Origin of the sequence: Rhodopseudomonas sp. BAL398, assembly GCF_033001325.1 — a bacterium.
Classification (GTDB): domain Bacteria; phylum Pseudomonadota; class Alphaproteobacteria; order Rhizobiales; family Xanthobacteraceae; genus JARJEH01.
On the sequence record NZ_CP133111.1, the window covers coordinates 3,024,783 to 3,050,138 of the forward strand.

Annotated in this window: 20 protein-coding genes; 9 read left to right on the forward strand and 11 right to left on the reverse strand. The window is 64.5% G+C overall.

The annotated features are described in order from the left end of the window. Positions 1-100: 100 nt before the first annotated feature. The 4 genes from RBJ75_RS14310 to RBJ75_RS14325 all read left to right on the forward strand — a co-directional run bounded on the left by RBJ75_RS14310 (position 101) and on the right by RBJ75_RS14325 (position 6,926). Positions 101-760 carry a TerC family protein gene (locus RBJ75_RS14310; RefSeq protein ID WP_044413149.1) on the forward strand — a complete coding sequence of 220 codons (660 nt, stop codon included), beginning with the start codon at positions 101-103 and terminating at the stop codon, positions 758-760. Between the two features lie 67 nt (positions 761-827). Beyond that, on the forward strand, positions 828-2,363 hold the full coding sequence (locus RBJ75_RS14315) for a sigma-54-dependent transcriptional regulator (RefSeq protein ID WP_044413152.1): 1,536 nt from the start codon (positions 828-830) through the stop codon (positions 2,361-2,363). 339 nt (positions 2,364-2,702) lie between these two features. After that, entirely contained in the window at positions 2,703-4,997 is a 2,295-nt protein-coding gene (locus RBJ75_RS14320; RefSeq protein WP_044413155.1) for a murein L,D-transpeptidase, read from the forward strand. Between the two features lie 312 nt (positions 4,998-5,309). Continuing rightward, positions 5,310-6,926, forward strand: coding sequence for a DUF882 domain-containing protein (locus RBJ75_RS14325; protein ID WP_411194465.1), 1,617 nt, complete (start codon positions 5,310-5,312; stop codon positions 6,924-6,926). A 179-nt stretch (positions 6,927-7,105) separates the two neighbouring features. Here the strand turns inward: RBJ75_RS14325 and RBJ75_RS14330 are convergent, their stop codons facing one another. Together RBJ75_RS14330 and RBJ75_RS14335 are read right to left on the reverse strand one after the other, a co-directional pair. Further along, entirely contained in the window at positions 7,106-9,997 is a 2,892-nt protein-coding gene (locus tag RBJ75_RS14330) for an autotransporter domain-containing protein (protein ID WP_317528492.1), read from the reverse strand. 150 nt (positions 9,998-10,147) lie between these two features. Next, on the reverse strand, positions 10,148-13,648 hold the full coding sequence (locus tag RBJ75_RS14335; protein ID WP_276156870.1) for an autotransporter domain-containing protein: 3,501 nt from the start codon (positions 13,646-13,648) through the stop codon (positions 10,148-10,150). A 389-nt stretch (positions 13,649-14,037) separates the two neighbouring features. Here RBJ75_RS14335 and RBJ75_RS14340 point away from each other — a divergent pair, with 389 nt between their 5' ends. After that, positions 14,038-15,642: a helix-turn-helix domain-containing protein gene (locus tag RBJ75_RS14340; protein WP_052628917.1), complete on the forward strand. Its 1,605-nt coding sequence runs from the start codon at positions 14,038-14,040 to the stop codon at positions 15,640-15,642. A 148-nt stretch (positions 15,643-15,790) separates the two neighbouring features. Here RBJ75_RS14340 and RBJ75_RS14345 read toward each other — a convergent pair whose 3' ends face one another. Together RBJ75_RS14345 and RBJ75_RS14350 are read right to left on the reverse strand one after the other, a co-directional pair. After that, positions 15,791-16,066, reverse strand: coding sequence for a DUF2312 domain-containing protein (locus tag RBJ75_RS14345; protein ID WP_044410605.1), 276 nt, complete (start codon positions 16,064-16,066; stop codon positions 15,791-15,793). Between the two features lie 169 nt (positions 16,067-16,235). Next, positions 16,236-16,535 (reverse strand): DUF1244 domain-containing protein, encoded by a 300-nt coding sequence (locus RBJ75_RS14350; protein WP_044410608.1) that lies wholly within the window; start codon positions 16,533-16,535, stop codon positions 16,236-16,238. A 213-nt stretch (positions 16,536-16,748) separates the two neighbouring features. On the opposite strand from RBJ75_RS14350, the gene RBJ75_RS14355 reads away from it, so the two are divergent. Then, on the forward strand, positions 16,749-17,342 hold the full coding sequence (locus RBJ75_RS14355; RefSeq protein WP_080901012.1) for a DUF1036 domain-containing protein: 594 nt from the start codon (positions 16,749-16,751) through the stop codon (positions 17,340-17,342). After that, positions 17,339-18,775 carry a pyruvate kinase gene (pyk, locus tag RBJ75_RS14360; RefSeq protein WP_044410614.1) on the forward strand — a complete coding sequence of 479 codons (1,437 nt, stop codon included), beginning with the start codon at positions 17,339-17,341 and terminating at the stop codon, positions 18,773-18,775. Before RBJ75_RS14355 ends, pyk begins: the two co-directional genes overlap by 4 nt. Positions 18,776-18,799: 24 nt before the next feature. On the opposite strand, the gene RBJ75_RS14365 is transcribed toward pyk, so the two are convergent. From RBJ75_RS14365 to ykgO, 6 genes are all read right to left on the reverse strand, one after another. Continuing rightward, positions 18,800-19,273, reverse strand: a complete 474-nt coding sequence (locus RBJ75_RS14365; RefSeq protein WP_044410623.1) for a type II toxin-antitoxin system HicB family antitoxin — start codon at positions 19,271-19,273, stop codon at positions 18,800-18,802. A 129-nt stretch (positions 19,274-19,402) separates the two neighbouring features. Beyond that, entirely contained in the window at positions 19,403-19,627 is a 225-nt protein-coding gene (locus tag RBJ75_RS14370; RefSeq protein WP_044407151.1) for a hypothetical protein, read from the reverse strand. Positions 19,628-19,698: 71 nt separating this feature from the next. Continuing rightward, the gene (locus RBJ75_RS14375; protein ID WP_044407155.1) at positions 19,699-20,127 is read right to left on the reverse strand and encodes an OsmC family protein; all 429 of its coding nucleotides are present in this window, start codon (positions 20,125-20,127) and stop codon (positions 19,699-19,701) included. Between the two features lie 31 nt (positions 20,128-20,158). Beyond that, positions 20,159-21,121, reverse strand: coding sequence for an alpha/beta fold hydrolase (locus RBJ75_RS14380; RefSeq protein ID WP_044407157.1), 963 nt, complete (start codon positions 21,119-21,121; stop codon positions 20,159-20,161). Positions 21,122-21,191: 70 nt separating this feature from the next. After that, entirely contained in the window at positions 21,192-21,857 is a 666-nt protein-coding gene (locus RBJ75_RS14385; RefSeq protein WP_044407160.1) for a tetratricopeptide repeat protein, read from the reverse strand. A 123-nt stretch (positions 21,858-21,980) separates the two neighbouring features. Continuing rightward, positions 21,981-22,106 (reverse strand): type B 50S ribosomal protein L36, encoded by a 126-nt coding sequence (ykgO, locus tag RBJ75_RS14390; protein ID WP_011474396.1) that lies wholly within the window; start codon positions 22,104-22,106, stop codon positions 21,981-21,983. A 293-nt stretch (positions 22,107-22,399) separates the two neighbouring features. Between ykgO and RBJ75_RS14395 the strand changes: the two genes are divergently transcribed. Both RBJ75_RS14395 and RBJ75_RS14400 read left to right on the forward strand, forming a co-directional pair. Next, positions 22,400-23,284, forward strand: coding sequence for an amidohydrolase family protein (locus RBJ75_RS14395; RefSeq protein WP_044407163.1), 885 nt, complete (start codon positions 22,400-22,402; stop codon positions 23,282-23,284). 50 nt (positions 23,285-23,334) lie between these two features. Continuing rightward, entirely contained in the window at positions 23,335-24,543 is a 1,209-nt protein-coding gene (locus RBJ75_RS14400; protein ID WP_210165447.1) for an O-antigen ligase family protein, read from the forward strand. Here the strand turns inward: RBJ75_RS14400 and RBJ75_RS14405 are convergent. Continuing rightward, on the reverse strand, positions 24,518-25,234 hold the full coding sequence (locus tag RBJ75_RS14405) for a glycosyltransferase family 25 protein (RefSeq protein ID WP_160297919.1): 717 nt from the start codon (positions 25,232-25,234) through the stop codon (positions 24,518-24,520). The two genes, RBJ75_RS14400 and RBJ75_RS14405, sit on opposite strands and share 26 nt — an antisense overlap. Positions 25,235-25,356: the final 122 nt, after the last annotated feature.

The following is a 25,356-nucleotide window of genomic DNA, read 5'->3' on the forward strand; positions in this document are numbered from 1 at the left end:
CGTCGTGATAACCAAGCGCATCACCACACGTCCAGGACCGGGCCCCTCTGGCAGTTCACCCGAACTGTGATGTCGGACTGGACGCAAACCGGGGGGCCCGATGGCCGACTTTTACGCAATATTTACCGCCGAAGGACTGACGGCTCTATTCCAGGTCATCATGATCGACCTGGTGCTGGCCGGCGACAACGCCGTGGTGATTGGCCTGGCCGCCGCGGGGCTGCCCAAGGATCAGCGCAACAAGGCGATCCTGGTCGGCATCATCGCCGCCACCATCCTGCGCATCGGCTTCGCCAGCATCACCGTGCAATTGCTGCAGATCATCGGCCTGCTGCTGGCCGGCGGCGTGCTGCTGCTGTGGGTGTCCTGGAAGATGTGGCGGGAATTGCGGGCGCAACCCCATCACATCGACGCAACCGATGGCGACCATGGGGCGGCCACGCCGAATGGCGCGCCGCGCAAGACGCTGGGCCAGGCGATCTGGCAGATCACCCTCGCCGACGTCTCGATGTCGCTCGACAATGTGCTGGCGGTGGCGGGCGCTGCGCGCGAGCATCCGATCATCCTGATCTTCGGCCTGGCGCTGTCGATCGCCCTGATGGGATTGGCCGCAACGTTCATCGCCAAGCTGCTGCACAACCATCGCTGGATCGCCTATGTGGGCCTCGCCATCATTCTCTATGTGGCGCTCGACATGTGCTACCGCGGGATCATCGAGATCTGGCCGAATGCCTTCGCATCATTCGCATTATTTTCATGATCCGTTAACGCTTTGAACGCCATGGTGCTCCAAATCGGGACAGATAGATAAGATCAATAGGAATACCATGGCCGCGACCGTGTTGATTGCTGACGATGACCCCGTGCAGCGCAGGCTGGTCGAGAACATGGTGGAGAAATCCGGCTACACGGCGATCGTCGTCGACAGCGGCGACGCCGCCATCGCCCTGCTCACCGCGCCGGACGCGGTGGCGATTGACGCCATGGTGCTCGATCTGGTGATGCCGGGCCTCGACGGCATGGGCGTGCTGCTCAAGATCCGCGACGCCGGCCTCAGCATCCCGGTGATCGTGCAGACCGCCCATGGTGGCATCGACAATGTGGTGTCGGCGATGCGCGCCGGGGCCCATGATTTCGTGGTCAAGCCGGTCGGCGTCGAACGGCTGCAGGTGTCATTGCGCAACGCCCTCAATGCCAGCGCGCTGAAGGGCGAATTGCAGCGGATCAAGCACAGCCGCGAGCATCGGCTGAGCTTTTCCGACATCATCACCCGCTCCGAGGCGATGGGCGGGGTGATGCGGATGGCGCAGAAGGCGGCAAGCTCCAGCATCCCGGTGTTGATCGAGGGCGAATCCGGCGTCGGCAAGGAATTGTTCGCGCGCGCCATCCACGGCAGCAGCGACCGCAAGGCCAAGCCGTTCGTCGCGGTCAATTGCGGCGCGATCCCCGACAATCTGGTGGAATCGATCCTGTTCGGACACGAGAAGGGCGCCTTCACCGGCGCCACCGAACGCCATATGGGCAAATTCGTCGAGGCCTCCGGCGGCACGCTGTTTCTCGACGAGGTCAGCGAATTGCCGCTCGCCGCGCAGGTCAAGCTGCTGCGGGCGTTGCAGGAAGGCGCGGTCGAGGCGGTCGGCGGCCGCAGGCCGGTCAAGGTCGACGTCCGGATCATTTCGGCCACCAACCGCAAATTGCTCGACCGCGTCAAAGCCGGCCATTTCCGCGAAGACCTGTTCTACCGGCTGCACGTGCTGCCGCTGACGATTCCGCCGCTGCGGATGCGCCGCGAGGACATTCCGGCGTTGCTGCGGCATTTCCTGGTGCGGTTCTGCGCCGAGGAAAACCGCCCGATCACGTCGATCAGCGGCGAAGCGATGGCGCGGCTGGCGCAGCTCGACTGGCCCGGCAATATCCGCCAGCTGGAAAATGCCGTGTATCGCGCGGTGGTGATGAGCGAGGGCGAGCAGCTCGGCCTCGCCGACTTTCCGCTGGCCTCGGCGCAGCCGGCAACGATCGCGCAGCCCGCCGGCGAGCCGCTGGTGCTCGAAAGCGCACCGGCCCCGCAATTCGTCCGCTCCAACGACATCCCGATCGCGCCGCTCGCCCCCGCCGGAAGCCTCTCGATGCTGACCGACAGCGGCGAAGTCCGACCGCTGGAAGAGATCGAAAGCGAGATCATCCGCTTTGCGATTTCGCATTATCGCGGTCAGATGTCGGAAGTCGCGCGAAGACTCAAGATCGGCCGCTCGACGCTGTATCGCAAGCTGGATGACGCCGAGACCAACAAGGTGGCGCCCGCCGACGACGCGCCCCCGACCGCGGCAGATTATGGTGCCGATGTGACCGGCGACGAGCTTTGATCGGAACATTTGAACCGTTGCCTGCAGGTGACAGACAAAAGCACTGGCGCATGGCAAAACAACGCAACGGGTTGGGGCTCTCGAAGTCAGGCTGGTGCGAGTCAGTGGTTGTCGTAAGACAGGTCGCCGTGAGTCAGCTTGTCCTGCGTCAGTTTGTAGTCAGTTTGTCGTGAGAGAGGCCGGCGCACGCTGGCCGGACTAACCGGGTGCGTGTATCGTTGGTGTCAATCGAACCATTGCGGGCACGACCGGTCGATATCAGCGACCGCCCGAGCAATATCTGAAGCACATATCGGAAACGGACCTCTATGGGGGCGGTTTCCTCCAAGGGGTGCAAGAATGCGAAACTACTCGAAGAACGCCGGATTCGACCGGGTGTTGATGGCGGTCGCGGCGACGTTCCTGACGGTTTCGACAGGCTCTGCATTGGCCCAGTCCAGTCCGGCACCAAAATCCGCCGCCGAGCTGTCGATCGACGCCGGCGTTCCGGTCCCCGACAAGGTCGAGCTTCCGCCGGTCTCGGTCAGCGATTTCAAGTCGGACACGTTGAAGGCGCCCGCTTTGAAGCCGGCCACAGCGACCGCGATCCCCGCGCCGGCAGGCCCCCCGGCGGCAGACAATGCCGCGGCGAGCGCGACCACGCCATCCGCCGACACCGCCAAGTCGGATGCTGGCCCGTCAGACACCGCCAAGTCAGACACTGCCAAGTCGGACACGGACCACTCGTCGACCGGCAAATCCGACAGTGCCGAAACCACCCCGACCGACGTCAAGGCAGGCGAAACCAAGACAGGCGATCTCAAGACAGAGGACGCCGACAAGGCGGCGACCGCGCCAGCAGCGACAACGCCGGCAGCGACCGCATCGGCGCCGGCCGCCGAGCCCGCCGCGTCAGCCCCGGCTGCAAGCGCGTCAGCGCCGGCCGACGCAGCCCCGAAGCTGGCCACTGTGGCACCGACGAATCCGGTCGCCGATCAGCTGCGCGAGATGCTGACCGAAAAATCGTCGCATTATTTCGACCGCAAGGCCGAGCGCGTCGCGGTCGAGAAGTTTTACGCCGCGCGCGATTACGCGCCGCTGTGGAGCCAGGCCGGCGCGCCCAGCGCCATCGCCAAGAGCGTGACCGCGCGGCTGACGGACGCCGCCGCCGAAGGCCTCAATCCGGCCGATTATCCGGTGCCGGATTTCGCCGCGGCGACCTCGCCCCAGACGCTGGCAGAGGCCGAATTGAAGATGACCGCGAGCATGCTGGACTATGCACGCCACGCCGAGAACGGCCGGATGCACTGGTCGCAGCTCGGCGGCGACGTGCAATACCCCGATCACGCCAGCAATCCGGCCGACGTGCTGGCCAAGGTCACCACTGCCGCGGACGCTTCCGCGGCGCTGGACAGCTACAATCCGCCGCACAAACTGTATCGTGACCTGCGGGCCAAGCTGGCCGAACTGCGCGGCGAGAGCGAAACGCCGAAGATCAAGATCGCCGAGGGGCCGACGCTGCGCTACAGCGCCGCGGCCGTGACCGACGACCCGCGGGTGCCGCAGCTGCGGGCCCGGCTCGGCATCACCGCCGACGCGGACAGCACCGCCTATGATTCCAAGGTCGCCGACGCGGTGCGCGACTTCCAGCGCGGCGCCGGCCTGGGGACCGACGGCATTCTCGGCAACCGCACCGTGGCGGCGCTGAACACGCCGAAGCAGGACCGCGTCACCGACACCATCATCGTCAATATGGAGCGGCTGCGCTGGCTGCCGCGCCAGCTCGGCGCGGCGTCGCTCGGCGACGCCTATGTGATTCTCAACATCCCCGATTTCACCCTGAAGGTGATGCAGCACGACGCCCAGCTGTGGAGCACGCGCGTCGTGGTCGGCAAGCCCGGCAAACACGCCACGCCGATGCTGACCGAGACGATGAAATTCATCACCGTCAATCCGACCTGGAACGTGCCGCCGTCGATCATCTACAATGAATACCTGCCGGCGCTGCAGCAGGATCCCAACGTGCTGGAGCGGATGGGGCTCAAGCTGGAGCGCGGCCGCGACGGCAGCATCCACATCTCGCAACCGCCGGGCGCGGCCAATGCGCTGGGCCGGATCCGTTTCAACTTCCCCAACAAATTCCTGGTCTATCAGCACGACACGCCGGACAAGAACCTGTTCAAGAAGGACGTGCGGGCGTTCAGCCATGGCTGCATGCGGGTGCAGAACCCGGATGAATACGCCGAGACGCTGCTGAAAATCGCGTTGCCCGATGAGCATTACACCGCGAAGAAAATCCGCAGCATGTATGGCAGCCGGGAGATCAACATCAATTTCCCGACGCCGATTCCGGTCAACATCACCTATCAGACCGCGTTCGTCGATCAGAACGGCAAGCTGCAGCTCCGCCGGGATATCTATGGCGACGACGCCGCGATGCTGAAGCTGCTGGACAAGGACGGCAAGGACCTGGAGCGCGTGGTGGCGCATGCACAGCCGAACTATTCCCGCCCCCGCGTCGACCTTCCGCAGGGCGTGGCCTTCAACGACTCCACCGGAGGCATCAAAAACAACCAGCCGTCGTTCTTCGAGATGCTGTTCGGCGCACCAAATCCGCCGCCCAGTCAGCCCGATCGGCGGCACTATCGACGCTAGGTCACCCGATAAGGGCCACGGGGTAATCCCAGGCCAGAACCGGGTTAACTGAATTTTATTCAATAACTTCAAAGGCCCCAGCCAGTCTGGGGCCTTTTGCATTAACCATTGTCCATCTCGATTTCAGCACCGGGCTATATTTCGCCACACTCCGGGTTAAGGTTGGGCCCACGACTTGGGGATCGAGAGTAGGCTACGGTTAACCCCTCTCGCATTAACTTCGCGTTCATCCTTCGCTCGCCCATCCGGGGTTTAGAGCGAAGGTCCGCAACCGATTGTCGTCTGGGTGGGCTTCTCGTGCAGGCTGGTTTCGTGCGCCGTTTCAGATCGCTGTCGTTGCGCCGCGCCGGATATGGCCTGAGCCTGACGTCGCTTCTGCTGTTGGCGGGCGCGGGTTCGGTGCATGACGCCTCGGCGCTGGGCGAGACCCGGACGCTGTCGTTCCACCACACCCATTCCAATGAAGATCTCACCGTCACCTTCAAGCGCAATGGCCGCTATGACGACGCAGCGCTGAAGCAGCTCAATTATTTCCTGCGGGACTGGCGCAGCCAGGACCAGACCAAGATGGACCCGCATCTGTTCGATATTCTGTGGGAAGTTACCCGCGACGTCGACGCCAAGAAGCCGATCCAGATCATTTCCGCCTACCGCGCCCCCGCCACCAACGCCATGCTCCGCCGTCGCTCCTCCGGCGTCGCGCGCCACAGCCAGCACATGCTGGGGCATGCCATGGACTTCTTCATCCCGGGTGTTCCGCTCGAAAAAATCCGCTACGCCGGGCTTCGCCTGCAGCGTGGCGGCGTCGGCTTCTATCCGACCTCGGGGTCGCCCTTCGTCCATCTCGACACCGGCGGCATCCGGCACTGGCCGCGCATGACCCACGACCAGCTGGTCCGCGTCTTCCCCGACGGACGCACCGTTCACGTTCCCTCCGACGGCAAGCCGCTGCCCGGCTATCAGCTCGCCCTCGCCGACATCGAAAAGCGCGGCAATGGCGACTCCGCCTCGTCTCCTGGCAAGTTCAACCTGTTCGCGGCGTTGTTCAAGAGCCGCGCCAGTGACGACGACGAGGACACCACCGCTCCGGCTGCCGAACGCGCGTCGCCCGCGGGCCTGATCGCATCGCTGCGCACCGCGGTCGCCAAATCCACCGACCCGAAACTCACCCAGACCGCGGCGGCATCAATAGTGCCTCTGCCGCGTGCCAAGCCCGCGGCGGCGGTGGTCCAGCTGGCCTCGGCCGACGAGGCCAGACTGCCGGCGGCGCGGCCGCAACAGCTCGCATCCGCATCAAGACCCAATTCCAAGCCGCAAACGCCGGCCGATATCATCAACGCCCGCGGCTTCTGGGATGACATGCCGCTGACGCCGAAACAGGCCTCGCCGGCCCAGATCGCCGCGCTGCGCGCCCGCCAGGCGATCGCGGCGGCCGATCCGCAGTCGACCGCGTCGATCGACGCCGCCTTCCAGGCCATGGCCTATGCGCCCGAAGAGACGTCCTCGGCCAGGTACCCCAATGTGGTCACCGCCAGCGTGCCGATGCCGCACCGCATCCGGCCAGCCTCGCTGGCGCGCGATCCGATGGCGGTCACCCATATCACCACGGTCATCGCCAAGGGCGAGTCGGACACGCTCGGAACGGTGGCCACCTCGCGACGGCTGACCGCCGCGGGATCGCGCGACAGCGACGTCTGGATCCGCGCGATGATCCTGACACCGAGCGCCAGCAAATCGATGTACTCCACCGTGCTCGGCGATGTCGACCTCACGGCGATGAGCTCTTATTTCGTCAAGCCGCAGACGGCGGTGGCGATGAGCTTCTCGGACGACCCGCAGCCGGGCCTGTTCATGGACAAATTCACCGGACCGGCGGTGACGCCGCTGCCGACCACCCCCTTCGTGGGGCGCACGGTGGCGCTGCGCTGATCCGGACTCCCGGACCGCGCAAACGGACGGCGCCAACGCAGCCTCTCACATCTCAAAGATGCAGCGATGAACAGCCACGACCGTCCCCGGTCGAGGGTCGTTGACGCGCGGCTGACGGTAGCGCCCGGCATTCCGCGCCCCGCGTCTGATTGAAAGCCGAATGTCAGTACTGCGCGGCGCTACCAGGCGTAGCGGACCACGCCCTTGCCGGCGTAACTGCGGCTGACGTCGGAGAATTCGCCGTCGAAGGTGGCGGCGACCGACCAGCCGCCGTTGAAGGACATCTCTGCCGAAGCCGAGGTCAGCGCGACGTTGCGAGCGGCGCCGGCGCCGTTGACGGCGAAGCTCGAGCCGGGCAGCGACTGGAATACGGCGCTGACGTTGCGGTCGCTGTTGCTGTCATAGGCCCATGCGGCGCGGCCGCGCAGCGTCAGCAAGGCGTCGTTGACGGCGAAGGACTTGTCGCCGCGCAGGCCAAGTTCGCTGCGGGTCGCGGTGATGGTCTTGCCCGCATAGCTGAGCGCAAAGCCGCCGGCGCCGGTTGCCGATGTTTCGGCATAGCCGGGCAGATCGAAAGCCGTGGCCTGAACGGCGGCGTAAGGCGTCAACCCGACGCCGCCGAGCTCCTGAAGGAGCCAGCGATGGCCGGCTTCGATCCGGCCGCTATACGCATTGGCATTGAAGTTCGCGCGCAGCTGCTCGGTGCCGACAGCGGTGATCATACGATCGGTGCTGATATCCTGCCAACCGTAGGCAGCCGTGGCTGTGATGTAGGACGACGCAAAATTGTGGCGGATGAAGGCGCCGGCCTGGAACAGGTCGGAGCGGCCGTTGCCGCCGCCCGCGACCGAGAAACTGGTGCCGCCACCGGCCAGCGCGAAGCCGGCCACGGTCTCGGGCGAGAACCAGTAGTCGGCGCCGACCGCGCCGCCGGCGATGCTGCCGGTGGTGCGGTTCGAACCGAGCGCCGCATTGCCATCGGTGCTGCGCGAACCGCCGAATCCGGCGGCCCACACGTTCCAGCGCGGCTGATAGGCGCGCGGCGGCGCCTTGGTGAACATCGCAAGAGCGTCGCGCCCGGTGCGGCCGCCCGCATAAGCGAGCGCGGCGTTCTCGTCGGCGAAAGCCGAAGCACCCGGCGCGGTGCCGCCGCGGCCGGCGGTGAAGGGGTCGGACAGCACGCCCATGAACTGGGTCATGGCATCGAAGGTGGTCTGCTGAGAGCCGGTCGAGGTCTCGCCAGAAATCTGCGTCAGGGCATTGAGCAGATTGTTGCCGCCGAGGAGGAATAGCCCGTTGAACGACGCAGGCATCGTCGCCCCGCCCTCCAGCGCATTGTCGATGGCGGCTGCGATGCTCTTCTGGTTGCCCGTCGCTGCCCCCGGCAGGACCGGCGACAGCAAGCCGGGATCGAGCGTCAGAAACACATTATTGCCGACATAGCTCAGTCTGGCATTGCGCGCGAAATTGCTGGTGACGGAAGCGCTGTCGAATGTGCCGGTCAGCGTGCCCGCATTGATGATCGTATAGGTCGTGGTCGATGTCAGGCGCGTCAGCGGATTGACGCCGACCTTGCCGGCGATCGTCGCAGCGCCGGTGACGACGGCCTTATCCGAGGACGCACCGGACACTTCCACCAGATAGGTCGAGGCCGCCGTCATGGTCAGGCTGCTCATGGTGAGCGTGCCGATGGAATTGCCGGGCGCCAGCGTGCCGCCATTGATGGCGGTGGCGCCGACAATGCCGGAGCCGCCGAGGGTGCCGCCGGAATTGACGGTGAGCAGGCTGGCGGAAGCGAGATTGCCATTCACCGCGAGCGTGCCGCCGGTGACGTTGACGGGGCCGGTATAGGTCGCGGTGCCGGTCAGCGACCACAGCGAGCTGTCGATTTTGTTGAAGGTGGTGAAGCCCTGATACTGCGCCGCCGGATCGAGCTGCGAGATATCAAAATTCGCAGATCCGGTGCCGCCGAGCTGGAACGTGTCGCTGCCGGCGCCCCGCACGGTGCCGGCGATGATGGAGCCAGGCCCCAGGGTCAGTGTGTTACTTCCCGTCCCGAATATGATCGCATACTCGCCGCCACTGATGCTGCCGGCGTTGAAGATCGACGAACCGCCGACGCCGGGGCCGGCGACGGGGCCGACGGTGAAGCTTGCGGAAACGGCCCATCCCAAGCTGCTGATACTCGCTCCGGCATTGTTGACGAGCTGCAATGCGCCATTGACACCGATGCCGTAGGGGATCAGAGGCCCGGTGCCGAGCGCCTCGATCCGCCCGGAATTGGTGACGGTCGCGTTGCCGGAGAGAACGGCAATGCCCCGGTTTGAGCCGGTAATACTGCCGCCGATTTGATTGACCACCGTGGCACCAGCCGTCGCATCGATGCCGCCTGCCGTCCTGCCGACGATACTGCCGGAATTGACGACATCGACCGTCGTGGCAGAGACGGCCGAGGTGTCGGCTGTTATTCGACCGGCATTGTTTAGCACAATGCCCGCTGCCGAAATGCCCGTCACGCCGCTGATGGTCCCGCCAGCGCGGTTCGTCACAGCCGCGTTGGTTGCAGCCTGCAATGCTACACTGGTCGCACCGCCCGTGCTCGCAATGTTTCCTGCATTATAGACCGTGATCGAGCCGCTATTCGAAAGAACGCCGTATAGAAAACCGGAGACAACGCCGCCGGCGTGATTGGTCAGGGTCAGATCGGTTTGCACAAAAATGCCGTTGTCGGTCGTGCCGATGATCGAGCCGCGATTGGTCACGACGAGAGTTGCTGCGCCAATGCCGGCATAATCCCCCAGAATCGCGGCACCTGCGCCATTGTCGACCACCGCGTCTAAGACTGCGATGCCAATGCCGCCGCCGGTCCCTGTGACCGACGCGCCATCGAGGACATTGACGGAGATCCCGGTCTGATCTGCGGTACCCCATCCGATGGGGCGCCCGCCGAATACATTCTGGTCGACGGTCGTCCCCGAACAGGTCACCGTGCTGCCCGGCCCAGGTGTGGTGGCATCGACGGCGCCGGGCGTACAGGCGGCTTGCGCCAGTGTTGCCGTTGCGACCGACATACCCATCACCAAGGTCGCGCGGGCGGCGCCGTGCATCCACTGTCCCCGACCAAACTGCATGTTCGTCCTCAAATCGATTCCTGCGACGCTCCAGCGCCACGCGCCTCATTAGTCAACGATGATTGCAGCAAGCAAAGCGGCTGCGCGGCGCTACCAGGCGTAGCGGACGACGCCCTTGCCGGCGTAGCTGCGGCTGACGTCGGAGAACTCGCCGTCGAAGGTGGCGGCGACCGACCAGCCGCCGTTGAAGGACATCTCTGCGGAGGCCGATGTCAGCGCCGCATTGCGGGCGGCACGGGCACCGTTGACGGTGAAGGTCGAGCCGGGCAGCGACTGGAACACGGCGCTGACGTTGCGATCCGAATGATCGTCGTGCGCCCAGGCGGCGCGGCCGCGCAGCGTCAGGAGCCCGCCGGCCATGGCCCATGACTTATCGCTGCGCAGGCCGAGTTCGGTGCGGGCGGCCGTGGCGGTCTCGGCGGAGTAGTTGAGCGCGAAACCACCGGCGCCGTTCTGCGATTTCTCGGCATAGGCCGGCAGATCGAACGCCGTGACCTGGATGGCCGCATAGGGCGTCAGGCCGATGCCGCCGAGTTCTGCGACCTCCCAGCGATGGCCGGCTTCGATCCGGCCGCTATATGCATTGGCGTTGAAGTTCGCGCGCAGCTGCTCGGTGCCGACGGCGGTGATCATGCGATCGGTGCTGATGTCCTGCCAACCATAGGCAGCCGTGGCTGTGATGTAGGACGACGCAAAATTGTGGCGGATGAAGGCGCCGGCCTGGAACAGGTCGGAGCGGCCGCTGCCGCCATTGGCGACGGAGAAACTGGTGCCGCCACCGGCGAGCGCGAAGCCGGCCACGGTCTCGGGCGAGAACCAGTAATCGGCGCCGACGGCGCCAGCGGCGATGCTACCGGTGGTGCGGTTCGAGCCGAGGGTCGCGTCGCCGTCGGTGGTGCGCGAACCGCCGAAGCCGGCAGCCCACACGTTCCAGCGCGGCTGATAGGCGCGCGGCGGCGCCTTGGTGAACATCGCAAGAGCGTCGCGCCCGGTGCGGGTGCGGCCGCCCGCATAAGCGAGCGCGGCGTTCGCGTCGGCGAAAGCCGAAGCACCCGGCGCGGTGCCGCCGCGGCCGGCGGTGAAGGGATCCGACAACAGGCCCATGAACTGGGTCATGGCATCGAAGGTGGTCTGCTGCGAACCGGTCGAGGTCTCGCCCGAGATCTGCGTCAACGCATTGAGCAGATTGTTGCCGCCGAGCAGGAACAGCCCATTGAACGACGCAGGCGTGGCCGCGCCGCCCTCCAGCGCCCTGTCGATGCCGGCGGCGACGTTCCTGTTATTGACCGAGGCATTGCCCGGCAGGATCGGCGACAACAGGCCGGGATCGAGCGTCAGAAACACGCTGTTGCCGGCATAGCTCAGCCGCGCATTGCGCCCGAAATTATTGGTGAGGGAGACGGTATCGAATGTGCCGGTCAGCGTGCCCGCATTGATGATCGTATAGGTCGTGGTCGATGTCAGGCGCGTCAGCGGATCGACGCTGACCTTGCCGGCGATCGCAGCAGTCCCGGTGACGATCGTTTTGTCCGATGCTGCGCCGGAGACCTGCACCAGATAGGTCGAGGCCGCCGTCATGGTCAGGCTGGCGATGGTCAGCGTGCCGATAGAATTGCCGGGCGCCAGCGTGCCGCCATTGATGGCAGTGGCGCCGACAATGCCGGAGCCGCCGAGGGTGCCGCCGGGATTGACGGTGAGCAGGCTGGCGGACGCGAGATTGCCATTCACCGCGAGCGTGCCGCCATTGACGTTGACGGGGGCCGTATAGGTCGCGGTGCCGGTCAGCTTCCAGATCGACGGATCGAACTTGGTGAAAGTAGTGAAGCCGGAGAATTGCGAGATATCGACTGTCCCGACGCCAGTGCCGCCAAGCTGCAAAATGTCACTGCCGAAGCCGATCACATTCCCGGAGATGACGGAGCCCGGCAACAGGGTCAGTGTATTGCCGGCGGCACCGAAAGCGATCGCAGCGGTACCGCCGCTGATGCTTCCGGCATTGACGATCGATGCGCTGCCTCCGGCGAACCCTGTCGCGATCCCAGCGGCCGCGCCGTGGATGCTTGCTCCAGCATTGTTGACCAGTTGCAGCGCGCCGCCGACAGCGAGGCCGACGCTCGCCGCCGCTGTTCCTGAAATCGTTCCGGAATTGGTGATGGACAGGTCGAAGCCGGAAAGTACGCCAATCGTGCCGCCGCTCATCGTGCCGCCGGCCAGATTGGTGATCGTGTTGCCGCTGTTCACAAGCCATATCGCAGAATTGGTGCCGCTAATAGCGCCGGCGTTGGAGATCGACGAACCGGCTCCGAAAGCCGTGCCAACACCATCCGTCGAACTGGTGATGCTTGCTCCCGCATTGTTCACGAGCCGCGCGTTGTCGTAGATAACGACGCCGCCGTCGATCGTCCCGGAATTTTCGATGAACCCGTTCGCGACGGTGGCGCTCGCCATGTATCCGCCAGCGCGATTGATCACCGTGGAACCGCTCCCGCCATTGACGACGCCGAGTATGCGGCCACCTGTGTGATTGACCAGATTGCCCGTCCCGAGCATAGCTACAATGGTCGTCACGGTGCCGAAATTGTCGATTTCGCTGACCCCGCCGCCTATTATTGAGGTCATCGTGCCGCTCTCGCTATTGACGAGTTTGAGACCCGCGGTGCTAACGACGCCGCCGATATTGCCGGAATTTTGCACGTCGAGATTGCCGCTGGCTGTTATGACGGTGCCGTCGATGTTTGCTCCGGCCCGGTTGATAAGCGTCACGTTACCCGTCAATGCGCTCACGGTTGCGGTCAGGTTGGAGCTTGTGATGTTGCCTGAGTTGTCGAGAGTGATGTTGCCCGCGCGAGCCTGAATCGCGCCGCGCGCCCCGCCGGAAATGGTAGCGCCGGCGCGATTGGTCACCGTGACGTCGGAGAAGCCATCAATTCCCCAGTCAGTCGTGCTTGTGATGCTTCCTGCATTATCGACCGTGACAGCACCGTTGATCGACTTGATGCCGTCGACTTTCCCGCTGACGACGGCGCCGGCCTGATTGGTCAGGGTCACGTTGGAGGATGCACTGATGCCGGTGCCGGTCGTGCCGGTAATGCTTCCGGCGTTATCGACATTGGCGGCGCCGCCGCTCGACACGATTCCCGATACACTACCGGAAATGGCACCTGTCGCGCGGTTGGTCAGCGTCACGTCGGTGGCCGCATTGATGCCGGTGCCGCTGGTGGTGGCGGTGATCAAGCCAGAATTGATCACGGCAAGAGAGCCGGTGGCGGCCAAGATGCCGTTTGTCCGGCCCAGAACAGTCGCGCCAACGCCGTTATTGATCACCGCATCGCCGACCCAGATGCCTTGGCCGCCAGCACTCACACCTTCAACTGTCGCGCCATCGGTGACGTTGATCGTGATGTCCGTCTGGATGCCGGTGCCGTACCCGTCAGGGTCGTTTTGATTGGTGGTCGTTCCCGAGCAGGTCACCGTGCTGCCTGGCGCCGGTGTCGTGGCATCGACGGCGCCGGGGGTACAGGCGGCTTGCGCCAGTGTTGCCGTCGCGACCGACATCCCGATCGCCAAAGCGGCGCTGGCCGCGCTCTGCATCCACGCGTTTGCCCGACCCAATTTCATGCTCGCCCCCCGTCAACGTCACGCCCGTTGCGCATCCCTGGAGGGCAGTTCAACACTCGACCGGAGCCCCTCCACAACCAAGAACCAGTGTTTGGCAGCAGAACGAACGTCATAAGTGACTGAAAAAACACGCTTTCTAACAATTGCCAAACAATTGAGAACAATGCCGCAACAATGAACACGCAATACGTGCGGATGACGGGCAGCGCGAAGATGCCGATAGGTCGTTTCCGCGCATGACCGGGACACGCCCTGTTCGATTCGGCGCTGCCCCCGCGCTGAAACACGCGACAGAGCCGCACCGCCATGACAGAATTCGTCGGTGAGTGGTGCCAGGTGAGAGAGTGCGGGTGGAGTTTGGAATGGGCAAAGCTGAAGGTGTCTCCTTCGGGGAGTTGATCCTGGACGAGACCTGCCTGTTCGCCCGACGCGGCAGCACCACCATCCAGTTCACCCGCAACGAGCGGGCCCTGTTGCTCGCCTTATCGCGCAACCCGCAGCGGTTGATGTCGCGCAGCGGTCTGATCGAGGAGATCGCGTCGCTGGATTCCGGCGCCTCCGACCGCAATATCGATTTCCTGGTCAACCGTCTGCGCGCCAAACTCGGCGACAGTGCCAAATCGCCCCGATACATCGCCACCCAATATGGCGAGGGTTACGTCTGGATCGCCGAACCATCGGCGGTGCCGATCGTGGCGTCACCGCAGTCGGGGCCGATCGATGCCTATCTCGCCGTCGTTCCGGCCTCTGCCGTGCAACGCGACCGCATCGACACGCGGGCGTTATCGCTGCTCGCTCACTTGCGCGACGGAATCGCCGCCGACCTGTCGCCCGCGCAGAAAGTCGTCATCGTCGACGACTGGCGCGCCGTTGTCTCAAACGGGCTGCGCTATGTGTTGCAGGTGAGCTTTCAGACCGTCAACGAGCGCCCCGATTGCACGGCGACATTGCGCGAGATGCCGTCGAGACGCATCGTCAGGGCGTTCCGCCTCGAACTCGCCGACAACGCATCCCTTGCGTCGGAAGCAACGCGGGTTTCGCGCGGGACGATCAAGGAACTGCGCAACGCGCTCACCCATGCCTCGGCCGGCCTTGGCACGCCCTCCGACCAGCCCCTCGACATTCGTCTGCGCAAGGCATCGACTTTGCTGTCGTCGTCCAATCCGGCCTGGCTCAAGAAGGGCCAGGAGCTGAGCGCGGCGCGTGCGGATCATCCGGCCGATCCCGACATCGCGTTACAATGGTGCCTGCATCTGTTCGCGCGCCTTGTGCTCGCCAATCCCTTCACCGGCCTCAGCAGCGAGGAACGCGAGGAGATTGAGAGCGAGATCGAGGCCACGGCGCTGGATTGTCTGCCGGCTGTCCAGAGCAATCCGCTGCTGATGCTGGCTGCGGCCAAGCTGCTGTACTTCGTCGATCGCGGTCACCAAGACCTCGCCGAGGATCTCGCCGAACGCGCCTTCGCACGCACCGCCGACTTCGCCGCCGCGCTGCCGGTGATGGGTCAGCTGCGGCAGGCGCGCGGCAACTTCGACGAAGCCGTCATCCTGTTCGACCGCGGCATCGAGATGGCCGATCCGGAGTCCGATTTTCTGCTGCATATGCGCGTGCTGAAATGCATTGCGTTGCTCGCGTCAGGTAACCGCAATGCGCTCGATGCCGCCAACACCTTTGCCTACGACATCCCCTACAGCCCGCCCGAACTCGTTGTGTTGATAGGCATGACCATGACGGCCCCCGATCAGCCGCTGTCGGAGCACGTGGAGAAGACGCTGACCTCGGTCGGTGCTGGCGGGGTCCGCAATGCGCTCGAATATGTCTATTTCACCTCGGCGCGTCATCTCATCGCCCGAACGGCACGCGCGAATGTGATGCGCGGATTGGTCGCCCATGCGCTGCGTCTTCACGGCGCAGCGGCGATCCCGCCCATCGTCCTGGCCGGCACCGGCCTGATCGCCGATGCCTGACCGCGGTCGTTAACGCCCGGGATAGCCTATGCGTGGCATCGGCGTCCGTCTCATAGCGGCGGCCAAATGCCGCCTATGCACCCTCTCCCACCTTCGCGCAGCGACGCTGCGCGCGGGGGAGAGGGAGGATCAGAGCGGGAGCCGCCCCTTACAGCATGCCCAGCGCCTGCATGTAGGTTTCCAGGATGGTCTCTTCCTCGGCACGCTCATTAGCGTCCTGCTTGCGCATCCGGATGATGGTGCGCAGCGCCTTGACGTCGTAGCCATTGCCCTTGGCCTCGCCGTAGACCTCTTTGATGTCGTCCGAGATGGTCTTCTTTTCTTCTTCCAGCCGCTCGATCCGCTCGACGATGGCCTTGAGCTGGTCCTTGGCGAAGGAATGGGTCGCCTGATCGTCCAGAACGGACGTGGCCGTATTTGCCATCGGATACTCCTAGTGGAATTGGTGTGGTGGGACAGGGGAGCGACGTTATGCGCCCGCTTGTTGAGAAAGAACACTCAAGAGTGGGGCGCCCTGCGTCAAGGCGCTATCGCGGTCATCCACAGCACCCCCACAGCTTTGATTTTGCCGGAACAAGGCTACGAAAAATCCGTCAGTGGCCGCTGCGATTGGCCTCGACGGAGGCGGCCTGGTCGGGACCGGGGCGCTGGTGTTTGGCCTTCCAGACCTCATAGGGCATGCCATAGACCGCCTCGCGGCTGTCGTCCCGGCTCAACGCCACGCCGCGGGCGTCGGCTTCGTCCTTCAGCCAGTTCGACAGGCAGTTGCGGCAAAACCCCGCGAGATTCATCAAATCGATGTTCTGAACATCGCTGCGCTCGCGCAGATGCGCGACCAGCCGGCGGAACGCCGCCGCTTCGAGCTCGGTCCTGGTGGTCTCGTCCATCGCCATGTTTCCGAATCCATCTTTGCCGCGGGAGATGGACCCAAAATAGGAATTGTCTGAGATTTTGCCACATCTGCGCGCTATAGCGAGCCGGCCCACATGCTGCCACAGTGGGCCGCGGCGGCGATTTGCAGCGGCAGCCCCGGAAAAACCCGGGCCACCGTTGACAGGCGCGACGCGTCACGCGAAGTCACCACTGAATTGATATAGCTTGGCCGAATGATCAGATACGATTCTCATCCCCGCGTTTCACCGTCGCGTCGCGCCCCGGTCGGGCTGATGGCGGCGCTGGCGCTGTTTGCAGCCTGCCTCTGGAGCGCGCCTGCGGCGGCCGATTTCCGGCTTTGCAACAACACTCCGAGCCGGGTCGGAATCGCGCTGGGTTACAAGGACGTCGACGGCTGGACCACCGAAGGCTGGTGGAACGTATCGTCGCGCGCCTGCGAGACCTTGCTGCGCGGCACGTTGGTCGCACGGTTTTATTATATCTATGCGATCGATTACGACCGCGGCGGCGAATGGTCAGGACAGGCTTTCATGTGCTCGCGCGACAAGGAATTCACCATCAAGGGCACCGAAGACTGTCTGGCGCGGGGATTCGACCGCACCGGCTTTTTCGAGGTCGACACCGGCGAACAGCGGGCCTGGACCGTGCAACTGACCGAGAGCGACGAAAACAACAGCCAACGCTTGCCGGGGATGCCCGGAGCGCAAGCGCCGGGCGGCGCCATCCCGGGACTCTCCGGAACGCCGGGGCGCACCGCACCGGCAACGCCTGGCCTGACGCCGGACGCGCCCGGACCCAAGCCATGAGGCGGCTGCGACGAATCAAAATCCTCGCCACCCTCGGCCCCGCCTCCTCCGACAGCGCGATGATTCGCAAGCTGTTCGAGGCCGGAGCCGACGTGTTCCGAATCAATATGAGCCACACCTCGCACGACAAGATGCGCGAGCTGGTGAAGACCATCCGTAATGTCGAAAGCAGCTATGGCCGTCCGATTGGCATCTTGGTCGATCTGCAGGGACCGAAGCTGCGCGTCGGCTCCTTCGCCGGCGGCTCGATCCAGCTCAACAATGGCGCGACCTTCATTCTCGACTGCAACAAGGAGCCCGGCGACGCCAGCCGGGTCCAGCTGCCGCATCCGGAGATTCTTGCCGCGCTCAAGGTCGGCGACGCGCTGCTGCTCGACGACGGCAAGGTGCGGCTGATCTGCGAGGAGACCGCGACCGACTTTGCCGTCACCCGCGTGGTGATCGGCGGCAAGATGTCGGACCGCAAGGGCGTCAGCCTGCCGGACACCGATCTGCCGGTATCGGCGATGACGTCGAAGGATCGCGCCGACCTCGAAGCCGCGCTGGAGACCGGGATCGACTGGGTGGCGCTGTCCTTCGTGCAGCGCGCCGAGGACGTCCATGAAGCCAAGCGGATGATTCGCGGCCGTGCCGCAGTGATGGCCAAGATCGAAAAGCCGCAGGCGATCGACCGGCTGCCGGAAATCCTCGAAGCCGCCGACGCGCTGATGGTGGCGCGCGGCGATCTCGGCGTCGAACTGCCGCTGGAGCGCGTCCCCAGCCTGCAAAAGCAGATGACCCGGATGGCGCGCCGCGCCGGCAAGCCGGTGGTGGTGGCGACGCAGATGCTGGAATCGATGATCACCAGCCCGGTGCCGACCCGCGCCGAAGTCTCGGACGTCGCCACCGCAGTCTATGAGGGCGCCGACGCCATCATGCTGTCGGCGGAATCGGCGGCCGGCAAATTCCCGGTCGAGGCGGTCTCGACCATGAACCGGATCGGCGAAGAGGTCGAACGCGACCCGACCTACCGCACGGTGTTGATGGCGCAACGGCCCGAGCCGGAAGCGACCGCCGGCGACGCCATCGCCAGCGCGGCGCGACAGATCGCCGAGACGCTGGATCTGTCGGCGGTGATCTGCTGGACCAGTTCAGGATCGACCGCGCTGCGGGTGGCGCGCGAACGGCCGAAGCCGCCGGTGGTGGCGATCACGCCGAACATCGCCACCGGCCGCAAGCTGTCGGTGGTGTGGGGCGTGCATTGCGTGGTCGCCGAAGACGCCAAGGATCAGGACGACATGGTCGAGCGCGCCGGCAGCATCACCTTTCGCGACGGCTTCGCCCGCGCCGGCCAGCGCATCATCGTCGTCGCCGGCGTCCCGCTCGGCACGCCGGGCGCCACCAACATGGTACGCATCGCCTATGTCGGCCCGCCCGGCGACGCGGAGATGTAACCTGCCGCGTTGGGCCCTGCCCGATCAAGCCGCTTCCTCGATGCCGACGACCAACCGCTTGCCCAGCGCGCGCAGCGCCTCCACCATCGCGGGCAATTTGGTCGAATGCTTGGGGTTCAGGATTCGGCGGATTTCTTTTTCGTCCTTGCCCATCCGGCGGGCCAGTTCGCTCTTGCTGATTCCAGCGGCGGTGAACGCTTCCAGCACCGCGAGCTTCGCCGAAACATCGGGCGCCACCGCAACCATCATCGATCGCTTGGCCTTGGCGCCCCCCTTCACCAGCGCCTTGGTGTCCTCCTTGGCGCGCGCCTTGGGCAACGGCAGTCCGCGCTCTGGATAGGTCAGCAGCGCCAGTCCCAGCGCTTCCTCCGCCTGCGCGCAGGCGTCGGCCATGCTGTCGCCTTGTGTGATTGCTTCCGGCACATCCGGAAAACTCACGACGATGACGCCGCGCTTGTCGCCCGGCTCAAACTCGGCGGCATAGGCATAGGTTCGCATCATTCATCCTATCGGGCCATTTCGGCCACTCTAGAGCTCCAATTCTGATAGATCAGAGCCGGAGCACTAGATTCTTGTTTGGACGCGTTTTCTTCACGCGAACCGGTATCCACTTCGCTCGAAAACGCTCTAGTCGGCCAGCCCCAATTGCTTTCTGATCTTCCTTGCGGTCTTCGGATCGATTTCCCGACTCGGCAAAGTCGTCAGCTTGCTGCCGACATAGACAACGGCGTGGCCTCCCTTTCCCTTCCGATAGTCGACGCGGAAGGCAAGGCCCAGGGCGCGGGCCTCGCTGCGGATTTCAGCGATGAAGCGATCACGCTTGTCCATGTCCACCGGCTCGGCGGTCCACATTCGGACGTTTTTGTCCGAATGTCAATTATGCCGGGCCAACCTCCGAACTCAGCGACCGTCAATCCAACCGCTTAGCCCTGCAGCGTCGCGTCCAGCGTGATCTTGGCGTTCAGCAGTTTCGAGACCGGGCAGCCGGCCTTCGCCATGCCGGCCAATTCCTCGAATTTCGCCTGGTCGGCGCCGGGGATCTTGGCGGTCAGCGTCAGATGCACCGCGGTAATCGAAAATCCGTCGCCATCCTTCTCCAGCGTGACGTCGGCCTTGGTTTCCATCTGCTCGGCGGTCAGTTTGGCCTCGCCGAGGATCAGCGACAGCGCCATGGTGAAACAGGCGGCATGCGCGGCGCCGATCAACTCCTCGGGGTTGGAGCCGGGCTTGCCTTCGAAACGGCTGGCGAAGCCATAGGGGTAGTCGCTGAGCGCGCCGCTCTTTGTCGAAATCGCGCCCTTGCCGTCCTTGATGCCGCCCTGCCATTTGGCCGATCCGAATGTCGTGCTCATGTTTCATCTCCGTGGGTTGAGTGGTTGAATATTAGCGCATCGCCGCCTTCGGCATTGTGTCGGACGCCGCGATCATCGCCTCGATCTCGCGCGCGACGAGATCGGGCGCGGCATTCTGCACCATGTGTCCGATATCGGGCAGCACGATCAATTTGGCCCCCGGGACCGTCGCCGCGAAGGGGCGCGAATGAATCTCAAGCGATACGGTGGTGTCGGCATCGCCATGGAATACCACCGTCGGCACCTTGATCTCGGTATAGCGCACCGATTGCTCCCGCACCGCCGGCTTCAGCGTCACCAGATCCCAGGCATTGGCGAGGAATTCCCGCGGCCGCAGCAGCAGCGGCGTGGCGGTGTCGGTGACGTAGCCCGCCGGCATGGTCTGCGGTTTGAATACCGCGCGCGCGCCAGGTTCGGTCAACCACCATCCCAGCGGCAGCGTGATCGTATAGGCCAGCAGCGGACCGATCACGGGAATCGTCATGAGCTTGTTGTAGCTGCCGACGCCGCCCGGCCACGGATAGGCGACCGGCGCCAGCATCACCAGCCCGGCCACCCGCGCCGGATAGTCCAGCGCCATCAGAGCGCCCAGCGCGCCGGCCAGCGAATGCACCACCAGGATGGCGTCGCTGACACCCAGTTCGCCCAGCGCCTGGTCGATCATCCTGGCCTGCGTCGCCGGCAATGAGTTTTCCAGATCGTCGCGCGTGCTCCAGCCATGGCCGGGACGATCGATCAGAATCACCCGATGGCTCCGCGCCAGCATGTCACCGAGTGGCATCTGCATCGCCCGCAGATTGGAGCTGGCGCCATGAATCATCACGATCGCCGGGCCGGCGGCATCGCGCGGCCCGAGGTCGCGGATATGGAGCCGGCCGCCGGGGACGTCGACGAATTTTCCCTGCGGCGGATAGTGCTGCTGTAGCACGACGACGCCTGCCTGCGTGATCAGCGCCAAAACCACAGGCACCGCCAGCACAAACACAACGATCATCAAGGATGTCCGGGAAAAATGCGGCACCAGGATGTTACGCTTCGCCGCCGCGAAGGTTTCATGCGCCGGTTCAGATATCGCGGCCTTCGACCTTCTCGGTCAGGGTCTTGACCAGCTCCGGCACCTTGTCGAGATGCGGGTTGATTGCCAGCGCCTGGCGGAAGGCATCGAGCGCGCGCTTGTCGTCGCCGAGCTCACGCATGATCATGCCGAGCCCGGCCAACGCGCCGAAATGGCGTGGCTCGCGCACCAGCACCTGTTCGATATCTTCAAGTGAATGGGTGTAGTCGTTCTGCAGGTAATACACCGTCGCGCGCCGGTTCCAGGCCTCGACGTAATCGGGCTTCAGCTTGATCACCGCGTCAAGCAATTGCAGCGCGATATCCATTTGCTTGGCGGCCATCGCGGTCTTCGCCCGCAGCATCAACAGCGCGGTAGTGTCGCTGCTGGTCCGGGTCCACAACGCCCAGATCTTGGCCTCGACATGCTTGGCGCCGGCCTCGTCGGGGGCGGCTTTCAGCGCCCCGAACAGGAAATCCAGCCCCTGGCCGCGATCAGGCCGCACCAGCGGCAGCTTGGCAGGCGGCTCCGGCGGCGTCGGCCGCTCGGTCTGTTGGTGATCGTCTGGATGCGGCGCCTGCGCCATCGCCGGCGGCAAACCGACGGCCGTCAACGCAGCCAGCGAAACCACGCTTGCCAGCGACCATTTTCGAAGCGCGACGAATCCCGATGCCATCGGTCAAGTCTAGACGCACACTATCGCGCTGCAAAGCAGCCGATGCGTCAAACAGCCGTGATGGTGGGTTCCGATACGACGGGCAGAGATCGCGCCGGCATGAAAACCGGACTCACTCCAAGATCAACCCTGGCGAGCCTTGAAGCGGCGCTGCACCTTGTTGATCACATAGACCCGGCCCTTGCGCCGCACCAGGCGGTTGTCGCGATGGCGGGAGCGCAGCGATTTCAGCGAGTTACGGACCTTCATGGGACTATCCTGATGCTCTTGAAAGGCCGTGTTGGAGTGGCCGAAAGCTGGAAAATGATGGTTGTCCCCGGCGCAGCCGAGCCGCGCCAAGACAGGCGGTTCTTAAGCCATTGCAAGGTGGACTGTCAATCCAATCAGGCCCTGCCTCCCCGGCCTGTCGTTTCCGGGCGCTGCAATCGAGATCCCGCCCCGGGCCGGCGCAAGCGGATTGGCAAGCTAGCAATTTTATTGATAAAGCCCTGCAATTAGCATGCGACCGCCCGAGGCCATTCCACACTCGCCAGGATGCCCAGATGTCTTATCCCGCTTTGCTCAATCCCGACGACTTGGTTGCGATCGACATTCACACCCATGCCGAAGAGCCCTGCGGCTGCCATGGGGACGACGGCTATGACGATTTCCAGGCCAAAATGGCCGAATATTTCAAATCGCCGAACAAGCATCCGCCCACCGTGCCGGAGACGGCCGCCTATTATCGGTCCAAGAAGATCGCCGCGGTGATCTTCCCGGTCGATGCCGAGCGCGAGACCGGGTTTCGCCGCTACAACAATGACGAAATGATCGAGCTGACGCGGCAGAATGCCGACGTGTTGATTCCTTTCGCGTCGATCGACCCGCATAAGGGCAAGATCGGCGTGCGGGAGGCGCGGCGGCTGATCGCCGATTACGGCATCAAGGGGTTCAAGTTCCATCCGACCATGCAGGGCTTCTATCCGAACGACCGGATGGCCTATCCGCTGTATGAGGCGATTCAGGAAGGCGGCGCGATCGCCCTGTTCCATACCGGGCAGACCGGCGTCGGCTCCGGCATGCCGGGCGGCAACGGGATGCGGCTGAAATATTCCAACCCGATGTATGTCGACGATGTCGCGGTGGATTTCCCCGATATGAAGATCATTCTCGCCCACCCCTCGTTCCCCTGGCAGGAAGAGGCGCTGAGCGTCGCCACCCACAAGCCGAACGTCTATATCGACCTGTCGGGCTGGTCGCCGAAATACTTCCCGCCGATCCTGGTGCGCTACATCAACAGCATGTTGCAGGACAAGATGCTGTTCGGCTCGGACTGGCCAGTGATCACCCCGGACCGCTGGATGGCGGATTTCGCCAAGCTCGAGATCCGCGACGAAATCCGGCCCAAGGTGTTGAAGGCCAACGCGCGCAAGCTGCTCGGCATATGACCAAGCAAGATTTGATGCGCAACCTTGCCGTCTCACGGCAGGGGGCCGCGATGGCGACGGCGTTCATGCTGCCGCTCTCCACCAGCGGCCAGGCGATCGCCGTCTCGGTGCTGGTGGTGCTGGCGCTGCTGACGCTGGACGGCGCCCGCCTCGCCGTGACGCTGCGCAAGCCGGCCGCCTGGCTGCCGATCGCCCTGTTCGCTCTGATCCTGGCAGGCGCGACCTGGTCGACCCAGCCATTACCCGTCGCGATCAAATCGGGCTCGGGTTACGTCAAGCTGCTGCTGATACCGCTGCTGATGGCGACGGCCTTCACGCCGCGACAGATGCTGCAGATCGGGTTCAGTTTTCTCGTCGCCTGCACGATCCTGCTGGCGCTGTCCTGGCTGTCGTTGTTGTGGCCGACCGGCCCGTGGGGCTGGTTCAAAGGGCCCGGCGTCCCAGTCAAGGACAACGCCGTGCAGAGCAGCTGCTTTGCGCTGTGCGCTTTCGGCCTCGCAATCGGCGCGCTGCGGATCTGGGCGAGTGGCGAGCGCCGCCGCGCGATCGTCATGGTGGGGCTCGCGCTGTTGTTCTTCGCCGACATCTTCTTGATCTTCATCTCCAAGACCGGCGCCTTGATGGCGGCGGCTTTGCTGCTGCTGTTGCTGCTGCAACTCGGCGGCTGGCGCCGCGCGGCGATGGTCGTCGTGCCGTTGCTGATTGTGGTGGGGCTCGCCTTGTGGTCGTCGGCGCCGGCACAGCGGCGACTGGCCGAGATTTCGATCGACATCAACGCCAGTCAGAGCCTGGAGCCTGACGCCCATGAAACCCTCTCCACCGCGGCACGCATCGATTTCTGGACCAAGGGGGTCGAATTCCTCAAGCAGGCGCCGCTGCTCGGCAACGGCACCGGCAGCATCAGGTCGATGTATCAGAGCCTGCAGGAAGAACAGCCATCGCCCTATGGCAAGGCCACGTCAGATCCGCATAATCAGTTCCTGCACGTCGCGCTGCAGGTCGGCCTGATCGGCGGCGCCCTGTTGCTGGCGATGTGGGCGGCCCATGTCTGGATGTTCGCGCAGCGCGGTCTCGTTTCCATGATGGGGCTGGCCGTGGTGCTGCAGAACCTGATCGGCTCGCTGTTCAACAGCCATCTGTCGACGGTGACGCTGGGCATGTTGTATTGCCTGGCGGTCGGATTGCTCGGCAGCGCGCGGGTCGGCATACGACCAGCGCAGCCCGTGCGCGAGCCTATCGCAGCTTCAGCAGACGCTTGAGATAGCGCCGCCGGAATTTCTGCACGGCGAACTGGATCCGCAGCCGGGTCTGGCCGTGGCCCTTGCGGTCCAGCGAGCTCTTGAACGCGCCATTGAGACTGCCCTGCTCCGCCAGCGGCGGCTCCGGCCACAGGAACGGGATGCCCATCGCGGGATCGCCGGTGTTGAACACGATATCGATCGGCTCGTGCATCGGATGCCGCGCGATCCAGTCGAGCCGAGCCTCGGCCTCGGCGGCGCCGAGCACATAGGCCTCCATATTGCGGACCCTGTTGCCCGGATAGACCAGCTGCCCCGGCCGCAATTGCGCGGCTGGCGTATAGAAATTGGTCGCTGCACCAAGATGCAGAATCCGCGGGCGCGGCCAGCGCTCGGCATCGGCCAGCACCAGCTTCAGCCGCGCCACGAAGTCCGGAACCAGCTGGGCGTCATCCTCGAACACCAAAGCGAGATCCTGGTCGCGCTCGCGGATCCGCTGCATCGCGCAGATATGCTTCAGCGCGCAGGATTTTTGCCGCAGCGTGAGATCCGCGCCCTCGGCGAAATAGGCCTGATCGACATCGGACGGGATCTCGTCAGCGTCGAAGTCGAGCACCCATTCGAACGCAATGCCGGCGCGGTCCAGCTCGCGCTGGATATGATCGGTGCGCTCGGGCAGCGATTTGGCGTGAATGACATAGGCCGGCAGCATCGGCATCTCCAAACGATGGCGGCGGAGCCTAGACCAACGCGCCGACCTGCGTCCGTATAGGACCAAAGCCGGGCTTTGAAAATGGCGCGACGCAAGGTCGTGGCACAACCAAAACGCGCGTG